The sequence below is a fragment of the Rhodospirillales bacterium genome (assembly GCA_016712595.1).
In the GTDB taxonomy this organism is placed as follows: Bacteria; Pseudomonadota; Alphaproteobacteria; order Rhodospirillales; family Defluviicoccaceae; genus Defluviicoccus.
Genome location: JADJQT010000001.1, coordinates 743,813 through 761,426 on the forward strand (window position 1 = coordinate 743,813; position 17,614 = coordinate 761,426).

Genomic DNA, 17,614 nt, shown 5'->3' on the forward strand with positions numbered 1-17,614 from the left:
CGCTATGGCAAGTTTGTTCTGTAAGCCAAGGGTTTATGCGGCCTTCGGCAGTACCCGGCTCTACGATCACCGACAGTGTGCGGACGAATCAACAAGTTGATACCCCTGCATCCCGATGACGCCCGTAGATAGCTATCGGATAGCTACCCGGTAGCGCCCTGCTTGTTAGTAGAAAGCTATCCGATAGCTATCAGTATGCTTTCAAATACTCGTTTGGTATTTACTAGCTATCTGGTATCTTTAATTAGTTATAGTTTTCAGTAATTTACATAGTGAGAAACCATGCCTGTTATTTCTTTTGCCAATCCTAAAGGGGGAGCCGGAAAGACTACGTCTGCACTGCTGCTGGCCGGCGAATTGGCCGGCAAAGGCGCGCGCGTCACTATCATCGACGCCGATCCCGAACGATGGATTTCGCAATGGGGGCGGCTGCCCGGCAAGCCCGCAACTATCGAGATCATCGCCGATGTAAGCGAGGACACGATCGTCGATCACATCGAGAGCGCCGCGAAAAAGGCGCAGTTCGTGATCGTCGATCTTGAGGGCACGGCAAGCCTCATGGTCGCCAATGCAATCGGCATGTCGGACCTGGTCCTCATTCCCACGCAGGGCGCGTCGATGGACGCAAAGGGCGCGGCCAAGACGATCAAGCTGATCCGCAATCAGGAGCGCATGGCCCGCCGCACGATCCCGCACAGCATCCTGTTGACCCGCACCAGCGCCGCCATCGCCTCGCGGGCCTTGCGCAATGTGCGCGACCAGCTCGACAAGGCGGGCATCGACGTACTCTCCACCTCCATCGTCGAGCGCGCCGCTTTCCGGGACATCTTCGATTTCGGCGGCCTGCTTTCGGACCTGTCCGCCACGCAGGTCAGCAATGTAGAGAAGGCGCGTGAGAATGCCCGCGCCTTTGCGGGCGAGGTGATTGCAAAACTCAAGCGCGCGCCCATCGCCGCCAGGGTGGCATAACATGGAGCGAGAGCGCACCGATCTCGGCTTTGCCGACACGCTCGATGAGTTCGATCCGGCCGAATGGTTGCCCAAGCCGGCAACCGCCAATGACAAGCCGCCGAAAGCCGAAACGAAGAAGGCTGCTGCGGCAGCCGGATTCCGCAGCCGCGAGCCGCTGCCGGTCGTCGAGGCTCCGCACGCCGATCTGCCGCGCCGACGGCGTACCGGGCGCAACATGCAGCTCAATCTGAAAGCTCGGCCGGAGACTATCGCAGCGTTCTGCGCCATCGCCGATAGCCATGACTGGGGCCTCGGTGAGACGCTGGAGCATGCGGTCGCTTTGCTTGAGCGCGAGCATAACAAAACGGTATGAGAATTTGCTGACAATGGAATCCGCAATCACATGGCTACTTGTCGGTATCATCGCCGTCCTTTGCTACCGGAACCTGCGCGCCAAACGCTACCTTGCCGAACGTCAGCGAAAGGTCGTCGCACTTTGTCGACAAGTCAGCGAGATGAAGGATGCCGAAGACCAGCGCCGCGAAGATGCCGCCAGATACAAGCGTATCAAAGACGAAAACGACATCTCTGATCCAGAGAACCAAAAAAGATTCATCGAACAAGCCACATTACGCGCTGATCGTCCCGTCAACAGTGAGGCCGTGGACGTTCTTTATGCACTCGAAGAATGGATCGAAACGAACCAATCCGATTGGCGTCTTGGATTTGAGGTGTCGATGGGAGCCTTCATCAAGACCCCTTTTTTTGACGAGCAGCAACAGAAGCGGGAGACGGAGCTGCATAAAAAGGCGTTCAGTTCCTACAATAGCAAGCGTGTCGATTTTCTCCTGATCGACAGATTCGGCATGCCGATGCTGGCCGTTGAATATCACGGTACAGGACACTATCAGTCAGAAGACGCCGATGATCGCATGGACGTTAAACGGCTGGCGCTGACACGCGCCGGGATTCCATGCGTCGAGATACCTGAAAAGACATCGTCCGAAGACATTAAGCGTATGGTGACAGACGTGCTGCGGGCACCCCAGAATACGAGGGAGACCCAGGAGCTACCCGCCCAATCATCGTCAGAGCAGACATCGAAGTCGTCCCGTTTCCCGATATCATTTGCGCGGTTCATTTCTAAGAACTCCTGAGCGATAGCGGATGAAACCGCGCGGCTGAGAATGGCTGCGGCGAAGCGCGCCGAAAGGCGGGGGCTAAAGCCCCCGCCCCGGTGCCAGAGCGATGGTGCGGGAGATATTCTCCAGCGTCGCCAGGCTGTTCCGGCGCTCCGGCGTGTTGTGGGCGGTTAGCGCCAGAGCCAGGGTCGCCTGACGGAACAGGCCCCGCAGTTCGGCTTCGGTGCGGGATTGCAGTTCTGCGATGGTCATCAGCTTGTTCATATTCGTTCCTCCTTGTTCACGAGACCCCGGTCATCAGAGCCATTCCGTGCTTGCCCAGACACACAATCGGCACGGGAATGGATCGCCATGGCTGGCGGTCGAGGGGACATGAGGGAGAAGGGGGACAGGCGGGTGATCCGTCGCCCCGACTGAAATCTCCACGAAGACGAAAAATGCGGCCGCGTCCGGCAGGTCGGACCGGGCTATAGGCGCGTCGCGCCCCGAACCCCGGAGCCGGGTTTCGGCCATGCGGTGACTATCCCTCGCGCAATCGAGAAGGGGCCGGGCGGGCTTGCTGCCCGCTTTTTCGGCCGTCGGTGCGGGCATGGCCCACGCATCCGTTGAGAAGGGGCCTGCGGCCCTGCGCGCCGGGCGCGCGGTTTCAAGAAAAGAGGGGCCTGCGGCCCCTGGGCTGTCAAGGCTTTCATCCTTGCTGACGCGGCGGACGCCGCCGGGGCGTTCCCCTGCCTTCCGCGCCTTCGGCTTGTGCAGGCCGGGTGATCCCCCTTTCCCCGGCGGCGGCCCTGACAGCCGCACCCCCGCTCATTGCCGCTTGGCTAGTCGGGTTGCAGCGCAACCCACTACACAAGGAAGAAAGGCAATGACTACAGATATTTATCAGCGTGTCACCGATCAGATCGTGGCCGCGCTGGAGAAGGGCGTCAGGCCGTGGCTCAAGCCATGGAACGCCGACCATGCGGCAGGCCGTATCACGAAACCCTTGCGGGCGAACGGAATCCCCTATCGCGGAATCAATGTGCTGATGTTGTGGGGTGCGGCGAGCGCGCAGGGCTTCGCCGCCCCGTTGTGGCTGACCTACAAGCAGGCGCAGGAACTGGGCGGACAGGTGCGCAAAGGCGAGAAGGGGAGCCTTGTCGTTTATGCCAACACCATCACCCGGACCGAGCAGGACGAGGCGACTGGCGCGGACGTGGAGCGGGAAATTCCTTTCATGAAGGGTTATACCGTCTTCAATGCCGAGCAGGTGGACGAACTGCCGGCGCATTTCTACGCCGTACAGGAACCGGCGCTTGATCCCGTGGCGCGCATCGAGAAGGCGGAAGCCTTCTTTACCGCCACCGGCGCGAAGATCAGTGAGGGCGGCAACCGGGCTTATTACACCGCCGCAAGCGATCATGTGCAGATGCCGCCCTTTGTCGCTTTCAAGGAGCCGGAAGCCTATTACGCCACGCTGGCGCACGAGATGACGCACTGGACGAAAGCGCCGCAGCGCCTTGCCCGTGATTTCGGGCGCACGCGGTGGGGCGATGAAGGCTATGCGATGGAAGAACTGGTCGCAGAGCTTGGCGCGGCTTTCATCTGCGCCGACCTCGCTTTGACCCCGCAACCGCGTGCCGAACATGCCGCCTATATCGCATCGTGGCTGAAGGCCCTGAAAGACGACAAGCGGGCGATCTTCACCGCCGCCGCCCACGCGCAGCGCGCCGCCGATTACCTCACCGGCTTGCAGCCGCAGACGATGGAGGCCGCCGCGTAAGCGGCGGCTTTCGCCTTCCGGGCGAAGGGCGAAAAATTCGGCGTCCGCCGGTGGCGGACGCCGGGTCGCTTGTCAGGCAAGCGAGTCTCGACAGGTTTCAGAACGGAATCTCGTCATCCAGCCCGTTCTCCGGTGCAGGAGGCCCAGGCACATCTTCAGGCGGGGCCACAGCAGGCAATGGCAGGACCGGATGTTCCGCGCGGAAGGCGTCGAGGAAGGGTTGGCGGTCATTCAGACGTACTAGAACCGGATTCTCGCAGGACGAAGCCTTGCCGAAAATTACGGCATGCCGCGCCTCAAGGCTGGGAAGCACACCGGCATAGTCCCGGCCAATATAGTTGGACAGAAACTCCTTTCCTGTGTCGTCGAACGTCCTCATCGCGAAGATCGTATTGCATTGATTCAGGATGGTTTTTGTCACGTTCGCCGTGCGCTGCGTGATGAGCAGGCAGCCGAGGCCGTATTTGCGTCCTTGCAGGATCGCCCGTGCGCTCCGCGCCGTCGCCGCCTTGTCGCCTTCAGCGACCACCGAATTCCATTCGGGCACAAGCGAGTGCGCTTCTTCATAAACGAGGCAGACCCGCGCCCGGTCGATCATGCCGAGTTCCTGGCACACGGTGAGGGCAGCATCTGATATGATCGCGGTGATTTCCGTCGGTGTAAGGGTTGCCATGTTGGCGTTGCCCTGGAACATGCCGCCCGCCTGCCGCGTGACCTCAAACTGGGCTGGATTAAGGACGCGCAGCCGCCGCTGTTCGGCTGGATTGACGAAATTGCGGAGCTGTTCCGTGACCCGCGCCCGAAACGCCAGGTGGCTCCCGCCCTGTTCCTGGTTCTGGTTTGGAACCCCGCCCTGGCCTGCAACAGTAAGTTCCTGAAGGCGGGCGGCTTCATAGACCGAATCAATGAAGGCCGACAGCAGGTCGGCATATTGATTGGTTAGGTCTAGGCAAATAACCTTGATGCCATCCGCGATCATCCGCTCGACCAACTCAATCGCTAGATAGCTTTTGCCGATGCCGAGAATGCCGAGAACAGCGGTATTATGCGTCACCGCCTCTGAGATATTGAGACCCACACCGAAGCTTGTACTCGGGAAATGCCCAATTACCTCTGGGGCAATGACATGCTCGTCCGCATCGAGCAGGAAGACAGGCGCGTTGATCCGGGGCAACCATTTCACCGGAACGAATTTTCCGACATCCGCGTCCCACCGGCCGATCTTTCGGGCCTTGGCTCGCGCATAACCGTAGGTATTCTTTTGCTGAACAATGTCCTCGCGCGTCAGGCCATCAATGATCTGAAACATGACGTGATGATCGCCAATTCGAGATTCCACCAGCCGACCTTCCGCAATGTCCCGATCTTCCGTGACTTCAAACATCACATGGTCAAGATTCGTGTCGCTTACGACGACGCCGCACAGACGGTTGATCCATTGAATTGCCGGTATGTCCGCCAGCTCGTCCGGCGTGACGGATAGCGCAAGCGCAATACCTGTGCCCCTTGCCTCCGGCAGCTTGCTGATACGATTCTTGAGGCCTTCCGGCAGTCGCACGGTAAGGACGCGCAAAAGATTGCCTTCGTCGCGTCCGACATAGTTTAGCGCAACGCCCAGCATCCACGGCCCATTGTCGTCGGCAACCACCATGGGCGTTCCGCGCGGTACGCTGTTATCGCCGAGCTGCCGCACCAGGACGATTCCGGGGGACTGATAGGCTGCTATCGCGCCGATAACCTGATCAGCCCTGACCACGCCCCATTGTTCTCTGGCCCAATCGACGAAGCTTAAGATCGACTCCACGGGCCGCAGGACGACGATCACAGCCCAGGCGCTGAGAATGGCCGCAACCTCGTCGGCGCGCGTCCGGTGAAAGAGCCAGACGCACAGCAAGATGACGATCGTGAAGATGACGACCGGGCTTCCCAGCCCGCGAACCGCCTTGTCCGCAAGCCGGACGAGGGGGCGGGTCTCCGCGCCGACCGGCGGCCTGATGAGTAGAACCAGGACCGACACAACACAGATCGCGGCGCAGAGCGCGATGACGCCCCATAACAGTATGGCATCGGCGCTGCCGGGCGCAACAACGAGCGATCCCGCAATCAGCGCCGCCAGTGCCATGAATGCGTTCGTGGCCGCATCTGCCGGAGGCGTGAAGTGCGGATTGAGCAGGCGGCTACCGAACAGGAGACTGGCGAACCCGCTATAAAGCCAGATGGCGTTTTCATTGGGCGTGAAGCCCGTTGAGACCACCCAATATTGAACCAAAGCCAACAATGCTGCATAAATCAAAAGGCTGGTGACCCTGTGTCGGGTCTGTCGTCTTGCTACCTCCATATTCGCCCCCGTTTCTACTTGTCGTTAGTAAGAAGGCAGAGGATAAGTCCCGTCAAGCGTAACGCGACGGTTGACCCCCCTAATGTGCGTTCCTATTCTGTTCGCCGTCAGGAATCGGGTGAAGGCGGGCCGGGAATGAAGCTCATCAAGGCGCATGCAACGAATTACAGGAACATTATCGACTCCAATCCGGTCGATATTTCGCAGTCCACTTGCCTCGTAGGGAAAAACGAGGCGGGCAAGACGGCCTTCCTGAAGGCGCTCGAATGCCTCAGATCAACCAATCCCGATTTCAATGACTACGGGAAGATCGAGAACTATCCGCGCCGCTACCTCTCCGAATACGATTCACGTCACCCGGATGGGCATGCCATCGTCATGCGCACTGAGTGGGAGATGGACGAGAGGGATGTCGCTGCGATCGAAGCCGAACTGGGTGAGGGCGTTGTCACCGGCAAAATCGTCACCATCAAGAAGGCCTACGAAGAGGATGGAACCACCTGGACTGTTCCGATCGACGAGGAAAAGGTTCTCGACGGGCTTGGGAAGCGATTTTCGCTCAACAAGGATGAACGCGGAGGATTGGGTGGCGCAAAGACAACAGCAAGAGCCGCCGCTGCGTTGGAGGCCGTTGCCGAGCGGACCGACCGTCAGAAAGAGCTGCTTGAGGCTCTGAAGAAGTTCAGGAAGAACTCGGCCCAGTGCAGGGCGATCGATATCCTCAATCCCCGAACGCCGAAATTCCTCTATTTCTCGCACTATGACCGCATGAGCGGCGCGCTGTCGATCAACCAGCTTAACGCCGACAAGACGGCCGGAAAGCCCATCGACAATGGCGACCGGGTCTTCCTCGATTTCCTCGAATATGCCGGCACGACAATCGACGAGTTGGCCGCACTCGATCGCTTCGAGGAACTGAACGCCAAGTGCGAGGCGGCGGCCCTGCGCATCACCGAGCAGATTTTCGAGTATTGGACCCAGAACGATGACCTTGAGATCACGGTCGTCCTGTCAGAGGGTAAATCGGCCGATCCCGCGCCGTTCAACAGCGGCCCCGTCGCCCGCGCGCGCGTGAAGAACACGCTGCACGGCGTGACCGTGCCGTTTTCCGAGCGGTCCGCCGGCTTCATCTGGTTCTTTTCCTTCCTGGTCAAATTCGCCCAGATCAAGAAAAGCCACGGCAGCGTTATCCTGCTGCTGGACGAGCCGGGCCTGACCCTGCACGGCACCGCGCAGAAAGACCTGCTGCGGTATTTCGCGGAGCAGATCGCGCCGAACCACCAACTGATTTACACGACGCATTCGCCCTTCATGGTGCCGGCGGACGACCTCGCGAGCGTGCGCACCGTCGAGGATGTGGTGACGCGCGACGCCCGCGACCGGAAGCAATCCCAGGGCACGAAAATCCGACCTGACGTACTGACAACCGATCCGCAGACCAACTTTCCGATCTTCGGCGCAATGGGCTTTGAAGTCACCCAGACGCTGGTGATCGGCATGAACACGCTGCTGGTCGAAGGTCCGAGCGACATCCTGTATTTGCAAGCGGCGTCCGCCGTGCTGAAGGCAGCCGGACGCACGCACCTTGCGCCGCAATGGGCCATCTGCCCGTCCGGCGGCATCGACAAAGTGCTGCCCTTCGTCCGCCTGTTTTACGGCAACAAGCTCAAGGTCGCCGTCCTGACCGACTTCGAGCGCGGCCAGAAGCGCAAGCTCGACGAGCTGCACAAGGCCGCGCTTCTCGATCACGAGCGCATCATTCTCGCCACCGAGATCGCGGGCAAGGATGAGGCAGACATCGAGGATTTCTTCGAGCCGGCGCTGTTCGTCGAGCTGGTAAACAAGACCTATCAGCTACCGAAGACCCACGCGCTGACGGTCGAAAAGCTGGACGCGGCCGACACCACGACCGGGCGGCTGGTCAAGAAGGCGGAAGCCTATTTCCGTGTCCTTCCGCCTGAAATCCCGGAGTTCAGCCATTTCGACCCGTCCATGTACCTGTTGCAGCACCCGGAGCTGCTTCAGGGGAAGGGCGACAAAATCGAAAAAACGCTGGCGCGGTTCGAGGCGGCTTTCGACCGGATCGGAAAATTCCTGCCATGACCGCACACGTTCCCGACACCGCCAATCCGGCCCATCGCAAGGGCATGGCAGGCGCGCGGCCCGTAAAGCGTAACTTGACAGGCAACACCCTTACTAGTAGTATGGGCCATGAAGATCAGGAACGTGGTCCATAAGGGGCTGCGCAGATTCATCGAGGACGATGACGCGAGCGGATTGCAAGCGGCGGTGGTGCCGAAGCTGCGCCGGATCGTGTCCTTCCTGCAAGACATGGAGCGCGAAGATGAATTGCGCACCGTGCCGAGCTGGAAGGCGCACCAGATGACCGGCGACCGAAAGGGCACCTGGAGCCTGTTTATCACCAAGAACTGGCGGATCACGTTCGGGATCGACCAGGCTGAGATCGAAATCTTCGACCTGGATTATGAGGATTACCACTAGGAGGTGGTTATGGCGACGATGCAAGGACTGAGAATGAAGAACCCGGCCCATCCTGGCGGGTTCGTCAAAAGCGAGATCATCGAGGCACTTTGCCTGTCGGTGACGGACGCCGCGCATGTGCTGGGCGTCACGCGCCCGGCACTGTCGGCGTTGCTGAACGAGCGGGCGCACCTGTCGCCGGAAATGGCACTGCGCATCGAGAAGGCGTTCGGCGTGGCGATGGATACGCTCATGCGTATGCAGAACAGCTACGACATTGCGCAGGCCCGCAAGCGGGAAAACGAGATCAACGTCGCGCCCTTCAAGGGCAAGCCGAACAATCCGCAGCAACCGCTAATATAGAAAATTCCAAAAAGGAGGCGAGAGAGATATGGCGCGGCCACTCATCCATCCCGGCGAAATCCTCGCCGACGAATTGCAGGAAATCGGTGTGACGCCGGCCGAGTTTCCATGAATCTTATCAAGTCCAAGAAGCGTGTTGCCGATCATGGGGAGGTGTTCACGCCGCCTTGGCTCGTGCAAAAAATGCTCGATCTCGTCAAGGGCGAGACGGAGCGAGTCGATTCCCGTTTTCTGGAGCCTGCCTGCGGCAGCGGGAATTTTCTCGTTCCTGTTCTACAGCGCAAGCTCGCCGCCGTTGAAGCGAAGTTCTGCAAGTCCGACTTCGAGAAGCGGCATTACGCGCTGTTGGCGCTGATGTGTTGCTACGGCATCGAACTGCTGGACGACAACATCGCCGAATGCCGGGCGAACATGCTGGAAGTGTTCGCGGAGTATCTTAATCTGGTGGACGAGGCGGATGAGCTGTATCGCGCCGCGTTCTTCGTGCTGTCACTCAATCTCGTGCATGGCGACGCCATGACCATGCGCGACATGAACGGCGCGCCGATCAACGTGGTGGAGTGGGGCTATCTCGGCAAAGGCAAGTTCCAGCGGCGCGATTTCCGGCTCGATGTATTGACCGGCATGGCGAGCTTTGGCGCGGAAGACTCGTTGTTTTCCCAACTCGGCAGGCATGAGATTTTTACGCCCACCAGAGTGTATCCGCCGATGACACCGCGCGATTTGGCAGGATTTGCCAGCGGCGAAACGGGGGATGCCGTATGAACGAACAGGCCGGTTTTACGTTACGGGGGCGCAATCCCGATGTTTTGACCTGCATCGCTAATCTGTCCAACGACGAGGTATTCACGCCGCCGGAGTTCGCAAACCGGATGCTGGATACGCTGGCAGGGGCATGGGCTGCACGTAACGGCGGCGCGAATATATGGGCGGATCGTTCCGTCCGCTTCCTTGATCCTTTCACGAAATCAGGTGTGTTTCTGCGGGAGATCGCCACGCGGCTGATCGCCGGGCTAACGGAAGAAATCCCCGACCTGCAAGAGCGGGTCGATCATATCCTGACCCGGCAAATATTCGGCATCGGCATCACCACCCTGACCAGCCTGTTGGCGCGACGGAGCCTCTATTGCTCGAAACACGCCAACGGTGAACATTCCGTGGCGAGAGGTTTTGCCACTGATGGCGGCAATATCTGGTTCGCGCGCACAGAACATTCGTGGAAGAACGCAAAATGCGAATTTTGTGGCGCACCGCGCGCGCTCTTTGACCGGGGGCCGGCGCTAGAAAATCACGCCTACGCCTTCATCCATACCAACGACATAAAGGCTCGCATCGGCGAGCTGTTCGGAGCCGAAATGCAATTCGATGTGATTATCGGAAACCCACCGTATCAGCTATCTGCTGATGAGGCAGGGCAGAATGTCATGCCGATATATAACTTGTTCATCGAGCAAGCCAAAAATCTTCAACCCCGTTACATTACGATGGTTACACCCTCCCGCTGGATGGCGGGCGGGAAATACCTGGATGATTTTCGGTCCGAGATGCTTGGTGATCGTCGATTGTCGGTAATCGTCGATTATCACAACGCAGCCGAGATGTTTCCGTCCGTAGGAATCAATGGTGGCATTAGTTATTTTCTCTGGGATTCCGAACATGATGGAGATTGCGAAGTTACCACTGTTCGTGGCGGAATAGAAAATGGCCCTGATAAGCGCAACCTAAATGAGTTCGATGTTTTTATTAGAGATATTAGATCGGTCTATATTTTAAGAAAAGTCCTCGCCTTCTCCGAACCATCATTTTCTGATATTGTATCTCCTAGAGACCCGTTCGGCCCCGCCTTGAGTTCTAACTTCAAGGACTATCGGGCGAAGCCTAATGATGGCGATCTGCGCATACATTTGAACATCGGGACAAAACGTGAGACCGCTTGGGTGTCTCCACATTACGTTACGAAAAGCGATCATCTCGTCGATGCGTGGAAAGTTCTGATCCCAAAAGCTGGCTCTGGCCGTGAACGAGAGAAAAGCGGGGTGGATCTTGTTTTGGGGCCACCGCTCGTAGCTGCTCCTGGATCTGTCTGCACCCTTACTTACGTTGTTGCGGGGCCGTTTGGGTCGAAGGAAGAGGCCGACAGTGTGCATTCATATCTCAAAACGCGGTTCGTGCGGTTTCTGGTATCGCTTAGGAAGATAAGCCAGGACGCCCCTCGTGGCGTTTACGGCTTTGTCCCGCAACAAACCTGGGCAGAAAGATGGACGGACGAGAAGCTATACGAGAAATATGGCCTTACGGCAGACGAGATCGCTTTCATTGAAAGCATGATCCGCCCGATGGCGGGTGCCGATGAATAAGCCCTCTATCGAGGAAATCCTCACACCCAAGCCGGAGGTTCGCCCTCGCCTCTATGCCTATGCTATCGCTGCCGATACGCATAAAGGCCTTCTCAAAGTTGGCCAGACCACCCGCAACGTGAAGCAGCGGGTGACTGAACAGCTTAAGACCGCCGCCATCACCAACTACACCATCGAGCTGGACGAGTGCGCCGAACGGGATGATGGCGGCATCATCACGGATCATGTCGTGCGCGAAGCCTTGAGGCGCAAGGGCTTCGCCAACCCGCAACTCGAATGGATGCAGTGCACGGTCGCGGATGTGAAAACCGTGTTGGCCGAACTGCGCACAGGCCAGCAATTTACCGGTACGCACCACGAGGATTTTCCACCGCGCAAGGAGCAGGTGGAAGCGGTGGAGCAGACCTACGCCTATTATCATTCCCGCTGGCAACAGGACGCCACCGCCGTTCCGCGTTTTCTCTGGAACGCGAAAATGCGCTTCGGCAAGACCTTCACCAGTTATCAGCTTGCCAAGAAGCTGGCTGCAAAGCGGGTGCTAGTGCTGACGTTCAAGCCCGCCGTTGAAGATGCGTGGCAGACCGACCTTGAATCCCATCAAGATTTTGACGGCTGGCAATATCTTTCGCGCAAATCCGGGCGTGACCCCAGCCAGATCGACCACGACAAGCCGGTGGTCTTTTTCGGGTCATTCCAGGACCTGCTAGGGCGCGACAAGGCAGGTAACATCAAGGCCCGCCACGAATGGGTTCACACAACCAATTGGGATTTGGTCGTGTTCGATGAATACCATTTCGGCGCATGGCGCGAGACGGCGAAGGAGCTGTTCGAGGGCGAGGATGCGACGGTCGCGAAGCAGGAAACCAGCCTCGAATACGCCGCCGATCTTGAAGATGTGAACGAGGATTTGGGCGTGCTTTCGGAAAGCGAGGCGGAGTTCCTGCCGATCACCACGCGAGCCTATCTCTATCTCTCCGGCACCCCGTTCAAGGCGCTCGCCACCGGCGAGTTCATCGAGGAACAGATATTCAACTGGACCTACACCGACGAACAGCGCGCCAAGGCCGCGTTTGCCGCCCGGAATCCGGGCAAGCGCAATCCCTACGGCGCGTTGCCGCAGATGCGCCTGTTGACCTATCAGATGCCCGACGAGCTACTGGCGATTGCCAGCGCCGGGGAGTTTGACGAATTTGACCTCAATGCCTTTTTCGCTGCCACCAGCACCGGCGATGCGGCGACGTTCAAGCACAAGACCGATGTGCAAAAATGGCTGGATATCATCCGGGGCGGCTATGCGGCGCAAACAGTCGAGAGCCTGAGAACGGGCACCCGGCCACCGTTTCCCTATTCAGACGTGCGCCTCCTGCCATACCTGCAACATTCGTTCTGGTTCCTGCCCAATGTCGCCGCCTGCCACGCGATGGCGAACCTCCTGGCCGAGAAGCACAACGTATTCTGGCACGATTACGGGGTGATCGTGGCGGCGGGCACATCGGCAGGGATCGGCCTCGATGCACTGCCGCCCGTCCGGCAGGCGGTCGGCAGCGGCTTCGACTCGAAAACGATCACGCTGTCCTGCGGCAAGCTCACGACAGGCGTGACGGTGGCGCAGTGGTCGTCGATCCTGATGCTGCGCAACCTCAAATCGCCAGAAACCTATTTCCAGGCCGCATTCCGAGTGCAGTCGCCGTGGTCAATCAAGAACCCCAACGGCGACAATCCGAACGAGGAAGAAATCCTCAAGCCGGTCTGCTTTGTTTTTGATTTTGCGCCGACGCGCGCGCTGCGGCAATTGTCGGAATACGGCATCGGCCTTTCGCCGGGCGAGGCGAACCCAGAAAACGCCGTGCGCGAGCTTATCTCGTTCCTGCCGGTGCTGGCCTATGACGGTGCCAACATGACGCAGATAGACGCGGGCGGCATCCTCGACATCGCGATGGCGGGCACCTCGGCCACGCTGCTCGCCCGGAAATGGGAATCCGCGCTGCTGGTGAATGTGGACAACGATACCCTGCGCCGCGTGCTGGATAGTCCCGAAGCGATGGCCGCCGTCGAACGCATCGAGGGCTGGCGGGCGCTCGGCGACAACATCATCGAGACGATCATCAACAAGAGCGATAAGGTCAAGGAACTCAAGAATAAAGCGAAGGACGGCGACCTGACGCCAAACGAGAAGAGGGAACTGACCGATGGGGAAAAGGAATACAAATACAAGCGCAAGCTTGTTCAGGAAAAGCTGATAAAGTTCGCCACACGCATTCCCGCGTTCATGTATCTGACGGATTTCCGCGAGAACACTCTTCAGGACGTAATCACTAAGCTGGAGCCAGACCTGTTCCTCGCTGTGACGGGCTTGACGGTGGCAGATTTCCATCTGCTGGTGCGCCTCAAGGTTTTCAACACCGAGCGGATGAACGAAGCCGTCTTTGCGTTCCGCCGTTACGAGGACGCCTCACTTCGCTACACGGGCATCGAAAGCCATGAGGGCCTGACGCATTACGGCCTCTATGATACCGTTGTAGCCCGAGAATAGCGGCGGTAGCTGGCTTCATGTGCTTCGCCAACGCCTTCCGGTAATAATCGGGGCCGGGAGGCTGTCGCCATCCCGGCCCGCTTCGTGCCGCGATAACGGTTCAGAAGGGGAGGTCATCGTCAGGGTCGTCTGGTTCGATGACGACGGACGATCCGAAGATCATCGTGTACCCCTCTTGTTGAGCTTCTTGTTCGGTCTCGGCTTCAATTTCGCGGAATTGCCGCTCCAGTTCTTCGACGCCGGTCCTTAGCGCAATCGTCCAGAATGCCGGGTCGTTGATGATGTCGCTTCCGAGGAAGGCCTCGACCTTGCCGCGTAGCGGCTCCGGGATGGTGACGGTGAGCACCGCCGGCTTGTGCGGTTTCCTATTCTTCATGGCTGCTCTCCAGAGCGCGGAGCATTTCGCCAAGCTCTTGCTGCTCGCGCTCCCACTTCGCCACGCCCTGTTCCAGTATCGTTTCCCAGAACTCGGGGTCGTTGAGCCATTCCCACGCCAGGTTCATCGTGCGCAGGCGTTTCTGGAGGGTTTCGGGGACGGTCAGCGTGACCGTCTGGCGGCCACCGGCCTGTTTGTCTTCCATCGGATCGCTCCTTCTTTCGGCTTTATCCGAGGAAAGTTATGGTGGATGCGAACGCCGAAGGCTTGGTCACGGGCTGGTCAAAAGATTGATCCGCTTGGCAGAATTACGGGTGAATTTCCATAAGTTATCTTATCACCGCCTCCGGTCGTCATGATAGGCGGCCACACGAAGGCGCACCTTTCAGAGTCATTTTTCATCGACGCGCAGCGATAACTCTCCATCCTTTTGCGGTTCTGCGGCCATTCCTTCCCGTCCTTTCGCCCGTTGCTTCCCCTGATGCTTTGTTCTGGCGGCCGTCGCCTTGCCGTCAATGACGCGGCCCGCTCCATTCGCTGCGCTCCCGTGTTGGTCTTGACCGCTGCGGCTTATGACGCCCGCCCGTCCTTTCGCATCGAAGCAACTTTGAACGAATGGAACTGAAAATGACCGACAAATCGAACCGCAAAGGCCCGAACCTGATCGCCTATCACGTCGCCGAGGGCGACGATCCGATCTGGACCCGCATCGGGGCCGCCTGGGATCACGACGACGCCAAGGGCATGACGCTCCAGCTCGACATGCTCCCGGTCAACTTCACCGGCCGCATCGTTCTCCGCGAGCCGAAACCGAAGCAGGAGGCGGGCGCGTGAGCGCCCCCTCTCACCCTTCGGAGGATCGCGCCATGACGACCGAGCGCCCTCTCACCGAGGCCGACAAGCGCGAAGGGTTCATCCGCGCCACAGGCGGATTTTCGGGCGCGAAAGCCAAGTGGGCCGAGCACGCTGCGCGCGGCATGACCGACGCCGAACTGGCCGAAGCGCTGGCCTTTGAGCTGGGAATTTTCGGCGGATCGTGCCGGTCGGACACGCCGCATCTCACGTTCCAAGGCGCGGGCCTGAAAATCTGGATTTCGTGGGGAATCCACAATCACGTCGCCATGAAGCCGACCTTGGAGGGACGCAGCACGATCACGATGGCCCGCCTTGTGTATGAGATAAAAGATCCCACTGACCGGCAACTTGCCCTCTTTTGAGCGTAGTGGTCCGCAACGGACTGAGATTCTTTTACCGTCGGACGCAGCGAACGCCGCTAACTAAATTTTTGGTGGGGCTGGAGATGTCGTAGGCGCCACCAGAACCAAAATTCTGATACCACGCATATGACGCATCGAACTCTGATGAGGTCCAGTAGTAGGCTGACGTGAACGAACCTGCCGCATGCGCATTGATTGCTGTACGATTCTGAGATAGCAGGCGCATTTCTGCTTGAGACGGCAAGTACCAGTCCGAATATCCTCCATAAGATAAATCTTTACAAAGCTTGAAGGCCGGAAATGTTGTTGACGTCGGAATTTGACTGTCGTTGATTTTTCCGTCCTCAGTGGAGTCCGTCGCAATATCATTGGTTCCGTAAGACGTTTTCCACTGGCTCGACGTGCTTTGGTTTTTATTTGTTACATACAATGCCTTGCATTTACCTTTGTCTTCGCTGCTTGGGTCATTATAAGCCATGAACCCCGCGAAAATCGGGTCATTGGTCGTGCCCGCGTCGCCATCGTCGCACACATCGCCGATGTTGGGGCAGAGTGGAGGCTTCTTGCAGGCGTCGATAGTGAATCCGTTGAGCGAAGTTATGTTCAGTGCCACCCACTGACTGCCTATGCAGCCCTGGAAAATGTGATGGTCCGTATTGTAGATGATCGCACCTTCGCGCCGGGTTTCAGGGGTGAGAATTGTGGTGCCGTTCGGGACTACAGGGCAGTCGGCAAACGAATAGTGCGGCCACATAACCATCAACATAACAAACGCAACTATATTTACTGACTGTCTCATCGCCTGACGCACCTCACCCTGTAGGCACTGGGTTTTGTATCGTTGAATTGGTAGCCAAGGGTGAAGTTCTGCCGCCACGCGCTGTCAGTATCGTACTCCGTCGAAGACCAGTAGTGAGTATTCTGAAAATTGGTAATATTTCCGCCTGCTTCGATTGCTCCGCGCACGGACCATAAATAGAATACCTCTACTTGGGAGGGCAGATACCAGTCGGTATGCCCGCCTGTTCCCAAATCCTTGCATAGTTTGAAGGCAGGAAACGTCACGTCATTCGGCACCTGATTGGTGTTGATACGCCCATCATAAGTTGAATCGGTCGCGATATCGTTTGTGCCGGTCGATGTTTTCCATTTGCTTGTCGTCCCTTGATCAGTGCTCGGGATGAACAGCCGTTCCTGCGTGATCGGATGCCAGCCCGCGAACACCGTGCCATCCGCGCACAGGTCGCCGATATTTGGACAATCTGAGGGACCGGAGAGGCCGGCACCGCTCCCCCCGCCGCTCGGGGGTTGCGTATGAACGCAGCGAATAAGGTTGCTGACAAACGCGGAGTTGTCCCACCAAATACTGCCATCCTGATTTATGATCCATGCGTTGCTGCCATCGGCCAAACTTGCCGTCCAATAGCTGTCCGATATGGTCAGTGCAGCAGACCCCGTCAGTGACGCTTTATTCTTCATAAGGATCGCCATCTCGGCTGTCGAAGGCGGCCTCCAGCTAGCCCCATCGATCGTGATGCTCCCACAATACTCGGCGATATTGTTCGACGAATCGTCCCCGACCGCAGCTGTCAGTGCCGCTGCCTGCGCGGCGTCCCCGTCGGCAGGATGGGTGATCGTGCCATTCACGGCGTTTGCACCCTGATACCAGATTGACACGTCATTGCCGGAGCAGCTCCCGCTCGCGGACGCGCCAGCGGGGCATCCTGTGGGAAGCACAATGATGTCATCGCCATTAATGGACCCGCCACAATATCCAGAATCGACCACCGCACCAACGGCGCATCCGCCGCCGCCCGCCGGGCAAACCCAGTCGGTTCCGTCACAAAATTCGGCGCATGACGTGCTGCTGTTGTAGCGGATGGAACCGTCGAGCGCGGCGTCGCAGGCGCGGTTGTCATAACCGATCTTAATGGAGCCATCGAGAAAGCCGCCGGACGTTTCCTGTGCCCAAGCTGTCCTCGCCACGAAGATTGAGACAAGAAATACAAACAAAGCCATCACCAAAAAAGAAGGTGGCCGTTTGCATTTATATTTTTTGTCTTGCTGCGTCACAACGCACCTTCCACGTAATAA

General features: G+C 58.4%; 18 protein-coding genes. 12 read left to right on the forward strand and 6 right to left on the reverse strand.

The window, feature by feature from the left end; translation table 11 throughout:
* Nucleotides 1-282 precede the first annotated feature (282 nt).
* From IPK66_03340 to IPK66_03350, 3 genes are all read left to right on the forward strand, one after another.
* Nucleotides 283-969, forward strand: coding sequence for a ParA family protein (locus tag IPK66_03340; protein ID MBK8174330.1), 687 nt, complete (start codon nucleotides 283-285; stop codon nucleotides 967-969).
* A 1-nt stretch (nucleotide 970) separates the two neighbouring features.
* Nucleotides 971-1,324, forward strand: a complete 354-nt coding sequence (locus IPK66_03345) for a stability/partitioning determinant (protein ID MBK8174331.1) — start codon at nucleotides 971-973, stop codon at nucleotides 1,322-1,324.
* A gap of 142 nt (nucleotides 1,325-1,466) precedes the next feature.
* Nucleotides 1,467-2,108 (forward strand): DUF2726 domain-containing protein, encoded by a 642-nt coding sequence (locus IPK66_03350; protein ID MBK8174332.1) that lies wholly within the window; start codon nucleotides 1,467-1,469, stop codon nucleotides 2,106-2,108.
* A 63-nt stretch (nucleotides 2,109-2,171) separates the two neighbouring features.
* Here IPK66_03350 and IPK66_03355 read toward each other — a convergent pair whose 3' ends face one another.
* Entirely contained in the window at nucleotides 2,172-2,357 is a 186-nt protein-coding gene (locus IPK66_03355; GenBank protein MBK8174333.1) for a hypothetical protein, read from the reverse strand.
* Between the two features lie 601 nt (nucleotides 2,358-2,958).
* Between IPK66_03355 and IPK66_03360 the strand changes: the two genes are divergently transcribed.
* On the forward strand, nucleotides 2,959-3,855 hold the full coding sequence (locus tag IPK66_03360; protein ID MBK8174334.1) for a DUF1738 domain-containing protein: 897 nt from the start codon (nucleotides 2,959-2,961) through the stop codon (nucleotides 3,853-3,855).
* A gap of 97 nt (nucleotides 3,856-3,952) precedes the next feature.
* Here the strand turns inward: IPK66_03360 and IPK66_03365 are convergent, their stop codons facing one another.
* Nucleotides 3,953-6,193, reverse strand: coding sequence for a DUF87 domain-containing protein (locus IPK66_03365; protein ID MBK8174335.1), 2,241 nt, complete (start codon nucleotides 6,191-6,193; stop codon nucleotides 3,953-3,955).
* Nucleotides 6,194-6,328: 135 nt separating this feature from the next.
* Here IPK66_03365 and IPK66_03370 point away from each other — a divergent pair, with 135 nt between their 5' ends.
* The 6 genes from IPK66_03370 (at nucleotide 6,329) to IPK66_03395 (ending at nucleotide 13,927) form a co-directional block, all read left to right on the forward strand.
* Nucleotides 6,329-8,296: an AAA family ATPase gene (locus IPK66_03370; protein MBK8174336.1), complete on the forward strand. Its 1,968-nt coding sequence runs from the start codon at nucleotides 6,329-6,331 to the stop codon at nucleotides 8,294-8,296.
* Nucleotides 8,297-8,404: 108 nt separating this feature from the next.
* The gene (locus tag IPK66_03375) at nucleotides 8,405-8,695 is read left to right on the forward strand and encodes a type II toxin-antitoxin system RelE/ParE family toxin (protein MBK8174337.1); all 291 of its coding nucleotides are present in this window, start codon (nucleotides 8,405-8,407) and stop codon (nucleotides 8,693-8,695) included.
* A 9-nt stretch (nucleotides 8,696-8,704) separates the two neighbouring features.
* Complete coding sequence (locus IPK66_03380) at nucleotides 8,705-9,037, forward strand: HigA family addiction module antidote protein (GenBank protein ID MBK8174338.1); 333 nt, start codon at nucleotides 8,705-8,707, stop codon at nucleotides 9,035-9,037.
* Nucleotides 9,038-9,145: 108 nt separating this feature from the next.
* Complete coding sequence (locus tag IPK66_03385) at nucleotides 9,146-9,802, forward strand: N-6 DNA methylase (GenBank protein ID MBK8174339.1); 657 nt, start codon at nucleotides 9,146-9,148, stop codon at nucleotides 9,800-9,802.
* Nucleotides 9,799-11,394, forward strand: a complete 1,596-nt coding sequence (locus IPK66_03390) for an Eco57I restriction-modification methylase domain-containing protein (protein MBK8174340.1) — start codon at nucleotides 9,799-9,801, stop codon at nucleotides 11,392-11,394. The genes IPK66_03385 and IPK66_03390 overlap by 4 nt, the downstream gene beginning before the upstream one ends.
* Entirely contained in the window at nucleotides 11,387-13,927 is a 2,541-nt protein-coding gene (locus tag IPK66_03395) for a DEAD/DEAH box helicase family protein (protein MBK8174341.1), read from the forward strand. The genes IPK66_03390 and IPK66_03395 overlap by 8 nt, the downstream gene beginning before the upstream one ends.
* Before the next feature lie 100 nt (nucleotides 13,928-14,027).
* On the opposite strand, the gene IPK66_03400 is transcribed toward IPK66_03395, so the two are convergent.
* Both IPK66_03400 and IPK66_03405 read right to left on the reverse strand, forming a co-directional pair.
* Nucleotides 14,028-14,303, reverse strand: coding sequence for a hypothetical protein (locus tag IPK66_03400; protein ID MBK8174342.1), 276 nt, complete (start codon nucleotides 14,301-14,303; stop codon nucleotides 14,028-14,030).
* A complete protein-coding gene (locus IPK66_03405; protein MBK8174343.1) occupies nucleotides 14,293-14,508 on the reverse strand; it encodes a hypothetical protein in 216 nt (71 codons plus the stop codon). Before IPK66_03405 ends, IPK66_03400 begins: the two co-directional genes overlap by 11 nt.
* Nucleotides 14,509-14,930: 422 nt before the next feature.
* Between IPK66_03405 and IPK66_03410 the strand changes: the two genes are divergently transcribed.
* Both IPK66_03410 and IPK66_03415 read left to right on the forward strand, forming a co-directional pair.
* Nucleotides 14,931-15,137 (forward strand): hypothetical protein, encoded by a 207-nt coding sequence (locus IPK66_03410; GenBank protein ID MBK8174344.1) that lies wholly within the window; start codon nucleotides 14,931-14,933, stop codon nucleotides 15,135-15,137.
* Between the two features lie 32 nt (nucleotides 15,138-15,169).
* Entirely contained in the window at nucleotides 15,170-15,520 is a 351-nt protein-coding gene (locus IPK66_03415) for a hypothetical protein (GenBank protein MBK8174345.1), read from the forward strand.
* A 31-nt stretch (nucleotides 15,521-15,551) separates the two neighbouring features.
* Here the strand turns inward: IPK66_03415 and IPK66_03420 are convergent, their stop codons facing one another.
* Together IPK66_03420 and IPK66_03425 are read right to left on the reverse strand one after the other, a co-directional pair.
* The gene (locus IPK66_03420) at nucleotides 15,552-16,319 is read right to left on the reverse strand and encodes a DUF1566 domain-containing protein (protein ID MBK8174346.1); all 768 of its coding nucleotides are present in this window, start codon (nucleotides 16,317-16,319) and stop codon (nucleotides 15,552-15,554) included.
* On the reverse strand, nucleotides 16,316-17,593 hold the full coding sequence (locus IPK66_03425) for a DUF1566 domain-containing protein (protein ID MBK8174347.1): 1,278 nt from the start codon (nucleotides 17,591-17,593) through the stop codon (nucleotides 16,316-16,318). The genes IPK66_03420 and IPK66_03425 overlap by 4 nt, the downstream gene beginning before the upstream one ends.
* Between the last annotated feature and the right edge of the window lie 21 nt (nucleotides 17,594-17,614).